The 7063-nt window shown below is 62.9% G+C and carries 5 protein-coding genes and 1 pseudogene; 5 read left to right on the top strand and 1 reads right to left on the bottom strand.

The genetic code is table 11. The annotated features are described in order from the left end of the window. The first annotated feature begins 95 nt into the window (after window positions 1–95). From Q2941_RS10800 to Q2941_RS10820, 5 genes and pseudogenes are all read left to right on the top strand, one after another. A complete protein-coding gene (locus Q2941_RS10800) occupies window positions 96–866 on the top strand; it encodes a methyltransferase domain-containing protein (RefSeq protein WP_458192436.1) in 771 nt (256 codons plus the stop codon). Between the two features lie 198 nt (window positions 867–1064). Beyond that, window positions 1065–2072, top strand: a complete 1008-nt coding sequence (locus Q2941_RS10805) for a DctP family TRAP transporter solute-binding subunit (protein WP_458192437.1) — start codon at window positions 1065–1067, stop codon at window positions 2070–2072. A gap of 176 nt (window positions 2073–2248) precedes the next feature. Next, window positions 2249–2683, top strand: a pseudogene (locus Q2941_RS10810) (TRAP transporter small permease); the annotation flags it as partial. A 237-nt stretch (window positions 2684–2920) separates the two neighbouring features. Continuing rightward, window positions 2921–4204: a TRAP transporter large permease gene (locus tag Q2941_RS10815; RefSeq protein WP_458192443.1), complete on the top strand. Its 1284-nt coding sequence runs from the start codon at window positions 2921–2923 to the stop codon at window positions 4202–4204. A 112-nt stretch (window positions 4205–4316) separates the two neighbouring features. Then, entirely contained in the window at window positions 4317–6248 is a 1932-nt protein-coding gene (locus Q2941_RS10820; RefSeq protein ID WP_458192438.1) for an alkyl/aryl-sulfatase, read from the top strand. A 144-nt stretch (window positions 6249–6392) separates the two neighbouring features. On the opposite strand, the gene Q2941_RS10825 is transcribed toward Q2941_RS10820, so the two are convergent. Continuing rightward, window positions 6393–7063: glycosyltransferase family 4 protein (locus Q2941_RS10825; RefSeq protein WP_458192439.1), on the bottom strand; the 671-nt coding region annotated here is incomplete at its 5' end.

The following is a 7063-nucleotide window of genomic DNA, read 5'->3' on the forward strand; positions in this document are numbered from 1 at the left end:
TTTCCAACCCGTCCCGGGAGCGATTTGCCCGACCGGGACGAGCAGTGGTAACGAAGAGCGACAGTGAAGGAAACACGAAAAACAGGTTCGCGAAGATGGTGTGGGATCCGCAGCAATATCTGAAATTCTCCGGCCACCGCTTGAGACCGGCGGTTGATCTGTTGATGCGGATTCCGGATTTTGCCATCTCTGATATTGCCGATCTCGGCGCCGGTGCCGGCAACGTCACGAAACTGATCAAGGAGCGCTGGCCGAAGGCTGCCGTCACCGGTGTCGAGGGTTCGGCCGAGATGGTCGCCGCAGGCCGCAAGGCGGCGCCGGAGGTGGAATGGTCACATGAGGATCTCGGCCATTGGCGCCCGGCGAAGCAATATGACCTGATCTATTCCAATGCCGCACTGCACTGGCTGCCCAATCATGCGGCACTCTTCCCCGCGGTGATGGAGAAGGTCTCGCCGGGCGGCATGCTGGCGGTGCAGATGCCGCGCAATTTCACCGCGCCGTCCCATGTTCTGATCGGCGAGACCGCTCTTGACGGACCGTGGCGGGCCAAGGTCGAGCATCTCGTCACCCCGCCGCCGGTCGAGGGGCCGGCCTTCTATCACGATCTTCTTGCGCCCCTGTCGCAGAACATCGACATCTGGGAGACCGAATATCTCCAGGTCCTGGAAGGCGACAATCCTGTGAAGGAGTGGACCAAGGGCACTTGGCTGACGCGCTATCTCGACGTCTTGCAGGGCGAGGAGAAGGCTGCCTTCGAGGCCGCCTATGGGATGCGCGTCGCCAAGGCCTACCCGAAGAACGCGGCGGGGCAGACGCTGTTCCCGTTCCGGCGGCTGTTCATGGTCGTCCAGCGCAAGGGTTAACTTCGTTCGCTGATGCGACATAAGCGCTCGCCCGTCGGGGCTGGAGCGGGCGCAAACTTGCGTATACAAAAGCCGTCAAGGCGATTTGGCTGCGGCAAGTTGGGCTTAGGTCTAGTTGTTCGCCTGGTGGTTTGCTGCCACTAAAGAGACCGGAAAAACCAAAAAGAACCGGTTTCAGAGGTTGTTGGGAGGTACTTAATGCGCAAACTGCTGCTTGCGGCCGCTATGGCTGCGCTCGTCTCCACGTTCACATTGGCCCCTGCCGCGGCCCAGAGCCCGATCGTCATCAAGTTCAGCCACGTCGTCGCCAACGATACGCCCAAGGGCAAGGGCGCGCTCAAGTTCAAGGAGCTCGGCGAGAAATATACCGACGGCAAGGTCAAGATCGAGGTCTATCCGAACTCCTCGCTCTACAAGGACAAGGAGGAGATCGAGGCGCTCCAGCTTGGTTCCGTACAGATGCTCGCGCCCTCGACCGCGAAATTCGCGCCGCTCGGGGTGAAGGAGTTCGAGGCGCTCGACCTGCCTTGGCTGTTCAAGGACGACGAGACCTACGCCGCCGCCATGAAGGGTACCCTCGGCAAGTGGCTGTTCCAGAAACTGGAGGCAAAGGGAATCACGGGTCTCGCCTACTGGGACAACGGCTTCCACATGGTGTCCTCCAACCGTCCGCTGATGAAGCCCGCCGACTTCCAGGGGCTGAAGTTCCGCATCTCCGGCTCGAAAATCGCCGACCAGTATTTCCGCCTCGTCGGCTCGATCCCGCAGATCATGGCGTTCTCCGAAGTCTACCAGGCCTTGCAGACTGGCGTCGTCGACGGCTGCGAGAACACGGCGTCGAACTACCTGACGCAGAAGTTCTACGAGGTGCAGAAGGACATCACCGTGTCCTATCATGCGCATCTGCAATATGCCGTGATCGTCAATTCGAAGTTCTGGTCCGGCCTGCCGCCGGACATCCGTGCCCAGCTCGAGAAGGCGATGGCGGAGGCGACCGACTACACCAACTCGATCGCGCGCCAGGAGAACGAGGACGCGCTCGCCGAGATCAAGAAGTCGGGCAAGACCACGCTGCATTATCTCTCCGATGCCGACCGCAAGGCATGGCAGGAAGCGATGCAGCCGACGTATAAATGGGCCAAGGGCCGGGTCGGGCAGGAGGTGCTCGATCTCGTCGCCAAGGAACTCGACGTCAAGATGAACTGACGCGGCCCGGCGTAGAACAACAACAAGAACGGTCGGGAGTGAACGCACTCCCGGCCGTTTCGGTCTGAGAGGGGGGACTTGATTTGCTACGCGTGCTAAATCGTGCGCTCGATCACCTTGAGGAATGGCTGATCGCGACGCTCATTGCGGCTGCAACGGGCCTGATCTTCATCGCCGTGCTGCATCGTTACGGCGCCGGCGAGTCGATCGCGCTCTCCAGATGGGCCACGGCGCACGGTCTGACCTGGCTCGCGGCGTTGTCGAAGGCTGCATTCACCTTCCTGTCCGAGCTCGACCTGTCATGGGCGCAGGAGCTCTGCATCTACATGTTCATCTGGATGGCGAAGTTCGGCGCGGCCTATGGCGTGCGCACCGGCATCCATGTCGGCGTCGACCTGCTCGTCAACCGCCTGCCCGAACATTCCCGCAAGCACGTGATTCTGTTCGCGCTGCTCTGCGGCGCGATATTCACCGGCATGATTGCGGCCTTCGGCGCCTCCTTCGTCGGCGAGATGTTCCACACCGGACAGCAGTCGAACGATCTGGAAGCGCCGATGTGGATCGTCTATCTGGCGATCCCGCTCGGCTCCGGCCTGATGTGCTTCCGCTTCCTCCAGGTCGCCTGGTTCTATTTCTGGACCGGCGAGCTGCCGCATCACGACGAGACCCATGTCGAGGGCGTGCAGGCCGACGCTTCGCCCGCGCTGCATCCGCAGCCGGCGGGTGCCGCGACAAAGGCAGCTGCGCGAAAAATCTCGCCGCTCGGCCTGATCCTGATTCTGGCGCCGATCCTGATCTTCGCGCTGTGCCTTGCCGAAAAGTCCGGCGTCATCGTGCTGCCGCACTGGATGCGCGCCGCGACCGTGTTTGCGCTGCTGATCGCGCTGATGCTGACGGGCATCCCGGTCTCGATCGCGCTCGGCCTCACCGTGATGACGTTCCTGTTCACGCTGACGACGGTGCCGATCGAGGCGGTCTCGATGAAGCTCTTCACGGGCATCGAGAGTTTTGAGATCATGGCGATCCCGTTCTTCATCCTCGCCGGCAATTTCCTCACGCATGGCGGCGTGGCGCGGCGCATGATCAATTTCGCGACCTCGCTGATCGGCCATTGGCACGGAGGTCTCGGTCTTGCCGGCATCGTCGCCTGCGCGATGTTCGCGCTGGTGTGCGGTTCGAGTGTCGCCACGGTGGCCGCGATCGGTGCGATCGTGCTGCCCGAGATGGTCCGCCACGGCTATCCCATGCGTTTCGGTGCCGGCATCATCACGGTCGCCGGCTCGCTCGGCATCCTGATGCTGCCCTCGATTCCGAAGATCGTTTACGCGGTCTCGACCAACACCTCGATCGGCGCACTGTTCGTCGCGGGCCTTTTGCCCGGCATGATGCTGACCACGATGCTTTGCATCGTCACCTGGTGGCTTGCGCGCAAGCGCGACTATCCGCGCCTGCCCAAAGCGAGCTGGGGCGAGACGGTGCGCACGTTCCGCGAGAGCATCTGGGGATTGATGCTGGTCGTCATCATCATCGGCGGCATCTATAGCGGCCTGTTCACCGCGACTGAGGCGGCCGCGATGGCGGCGGTCTATTCCTTCTTCATCTCGGTGTTCGTCTACAAGGCGATCGGGATGAAGGACGTGCCGCGCGTGCTGCTCCGCGCCGCCAACACCAGCGCGATGCTGCTCTACATCGTCACCAATGCGGTGCTGTTTTCCTTCGTGCTCTCCAACGAGAACCTGCCGGCAACGCTCGCCGACTGGATCGCGGCGCAAAATCTCGGCTGGGTCGGTTTCCTCCTGGTCGTCAACGTGCTGTTGCTGCTCGCCGGCAATTTCATGGAGCCGAACTCGATCATCCTGATCATGGCGCCGATCCTCGCGCCGGCGGCGAAAAAACTCGGCATCGACCTCGTGCATTTCGGCATCGTCATCGACGTCAACATGGAGGTCGGCCTCTGCCATCCGCCTGTGGGGTTGAATCTCTACGTTGCTTCGATGATCGCGCGAATGCGCATCACCGAGCTCGCGGTGGCCGTCATGCCGTGGCTGCTCACGATGCTCGCCTTCCTGGTCGTCGTGACGTACTGGCCCGAGTTGACGCTGTTCCTGCCGAGACTGCTCGGGATGCACTAGGATCAGGCTTCGCAGACGTGGCGACCGGCCTTGCCGATCGCGCGGGCTGTTGGAACCGGCGCGCGAATGCGCTTAGATGGCGCCCCACCAGATCAGGAAGGGAGCCGGTCCGATGGCCGAGGTCGCCAGCAGCGAGCCGAAAGATGCAATGTCGTCCGTCGTCGCGCAGCACGAGGCGATGCTGAGCGCGTTGCCGTTTTCCGACACGCGGGATTTCGAGGACGCTGGCCGCGGTTTCCTCGGCACGATCGAGAACGCCAGAATCAATCATCCGCAAGGCCGGACGGTCTGGAGCCTCGAGCCCTATGGCTTCCTGTCGGCCGAACAGGCGCCGCCGACCGTCAATCCGAGCCTGTGGCGGCAGTCGCGCCTCAACATGCATCACGGCCTGTTCGAGGTGGTGCCCGGTGTCTACCAGGTGCGCGGGCTCGACATCGCCAACATGACGCTGATCGAAGGCGACAGCGGCGTCATCGTGGTCGACACCTTGACCTCGATCGAGGGCGCCCGCGCCGCGCTCGATCTCTATTTCAGGCATCGCGGCCTACGGCCGGTTGCGGCCGTCATCTTCACCCACACCCATACCGATCACTGGGGCGGTGTGCGCGGCGTTCTGGAGGAGGACGCGCTCGCCACGGATCGCGTGCCGATCATCGCGCCCAACCTGTTCATGGAGCACGCGGTCTCCGAGAACATCATCGCGGGACCGGCGATGCTGCGCCGCGCGCAGTATCAGTTCGGCCCGTTCCTCGCCAAGGGGCCGCGCGGCCAGGTCGATTGCGGTCTCGGCAAGTCGATGGCGGCCGGTTCGGTTGCGTTGCTGCGTCCGACCGACCTGATCATGGCGACCGGCGACACGCGGGTGATCGACGGCGTCGAATTCGAATTCCAGATGGCGCCGAACAGCGAGGCGCCGGCCGAGATGCACTTCTTCATCCCGCGCTACAAGATTTTGAACTTAGCCGAGAACTGCACGCATAATTTCCACAATCTGCTGCCGTTCCGCGGCGCCGACGTGCGCGATGCGCTGGCGTGGTCGAAATACCTGAACGAAGCGCTGGCTCTATGGGGCGGCAAAGCAGAGGCGATGTGCGGCCAGCATCACTGGCCGGTGTGGGGGCGCGAGCGCATCGACACCATGATCCGCCAGCAGCGCGACCTCTATAAATTCGCGCATGACCAGACCATCCGCCTGATGAATCATGGTCTGACCGCCAGCGAAATCGCCGAGACCATCCAACTGCCGAAGAGTCTCGAAGGCGCCTGGCACGGCCGCGGTTACTACGGCCATATCCGTCACAATGTGAAGGCGATCTATCAGAAATATCTCGGCTGGTACGATGCGAACCCCGTCAATCTCGATCCGCTGCCGCCGGTCGAATCCGGCAAGAAGTACGTCGAGTATATGGGTGGTGCCGACGCGATCCTCGCACGGGCGCGCAAGGATTTTGACAAGGGTGAATTTCGCTTCGTGGCGCAGGCGCTGAGCCATCTCGTCTTCGCCGAGCCGGATCATGTGGCGGCGCGTAGCCTGCTCGCCGACACGTTGGAGCAGCTCGGCTATGCCGCAGAAAGCGCGACCTGGCGCAACGCCTATCTGTTCGGTGCACAGGAATTGCGCCAGGGCATGCCGAAGACGCCGCCGCGCCCGCCGATGCCGCGAGAGACGCTGGCCGCGCTTCGCACCTCGCAGCTCTGGGACGTGCTTGGTATCCGTCTCAACGGCCCGAAGGCGGAGGGCAAGCACATCGTGCTGAACTGGAGCTTTTCCGACACCGGCGAGACCTTCGTGCTCAACCTGGAGAATTCAGCGCTCACTTACACCGAAAGCGCACAGGCGGAGAAAGCCGACGCCAGCTTCACGCTCGCCCGCGCCACGCTCGACGAGGTGATCGCCAAGCTCACGACCTTCCCGGAGGCGGTTGCCGCCGGCAAGATCAAGCTGTCGGGCAACGCGCTGCGCCTTGCCGAGCTGATGGCCCTGATGGACGAATTCCCGCGCATGTTCGAGATCGTCGAGCCGAAGCGGGCGGTGGTGACGTAGCGGCCACACTTTCGGTGTCATCGCCCGCCTTGTGCGCAATTGCGCACTGGGGCGGGCGATCCAGTATTCCAGAGGCAGTGCGAGGATACGGAGAGGACGCGGCGTACTGGATTCCCCGCTTTCGCGGGGAATGACGACACACCGCTACTCCGCGCTGCTCACCAGCTTGATCTTCGGTGCGGTCGCCTCCATCAGGCCGCGATACGCCGCGAGATAATCCAGCGCCATGCGTCTTGCGGTGAAGCGCGTTTCGAACTGCTTGCGGATCGCCGTGCGGCTCAGCTGCGACAGGCGGCCGACGGCCGCGACCGCGCTGATCTCGTCCTCGACGACGAACCCGGTCAGTCCCTCGTCGATGATTTCCGGCGCCGAGCCGCGGTTGAAGGCGATCACCGGCGTGCCGCAGGCCATGGCTTCGATCATCACCAGCCCGAACGGCTCGGGCCAGTCGATCGGCAGCAGAAGGCCGAGCGCCCCGCTCAAAAATTCCGATTTCTCGTTGTCGCTGATCTCGCCGATATAGTCGACCAGCGGATTGTTCTCGATCAGCGGCCGGATCAGCTCGTCGTAATAATCCTGATCGGCGCGATCGACCTTGGCGGCGATCTTCAGCGGAATGCCGCAGCGCGTTGCGATGCTGATGGCCCGATCGATGCCCTTTTCCGGCGCGATGCGGCCGAGCACCGCGAGATAATCCTGCTTCGCAGGCACAGGCGTCAACAGATTCTCGGGCAGGCCATGATGGATTGTGCGCACCCAATTGGCCTGCGGCACCGGCCGCCGCTGCGCGTTCGAGATCGAGATGACCGGGATAT

It is taken from the genome of Bradyrhizobium sp. UFLA05-153 (assembly GCF_054185185.1).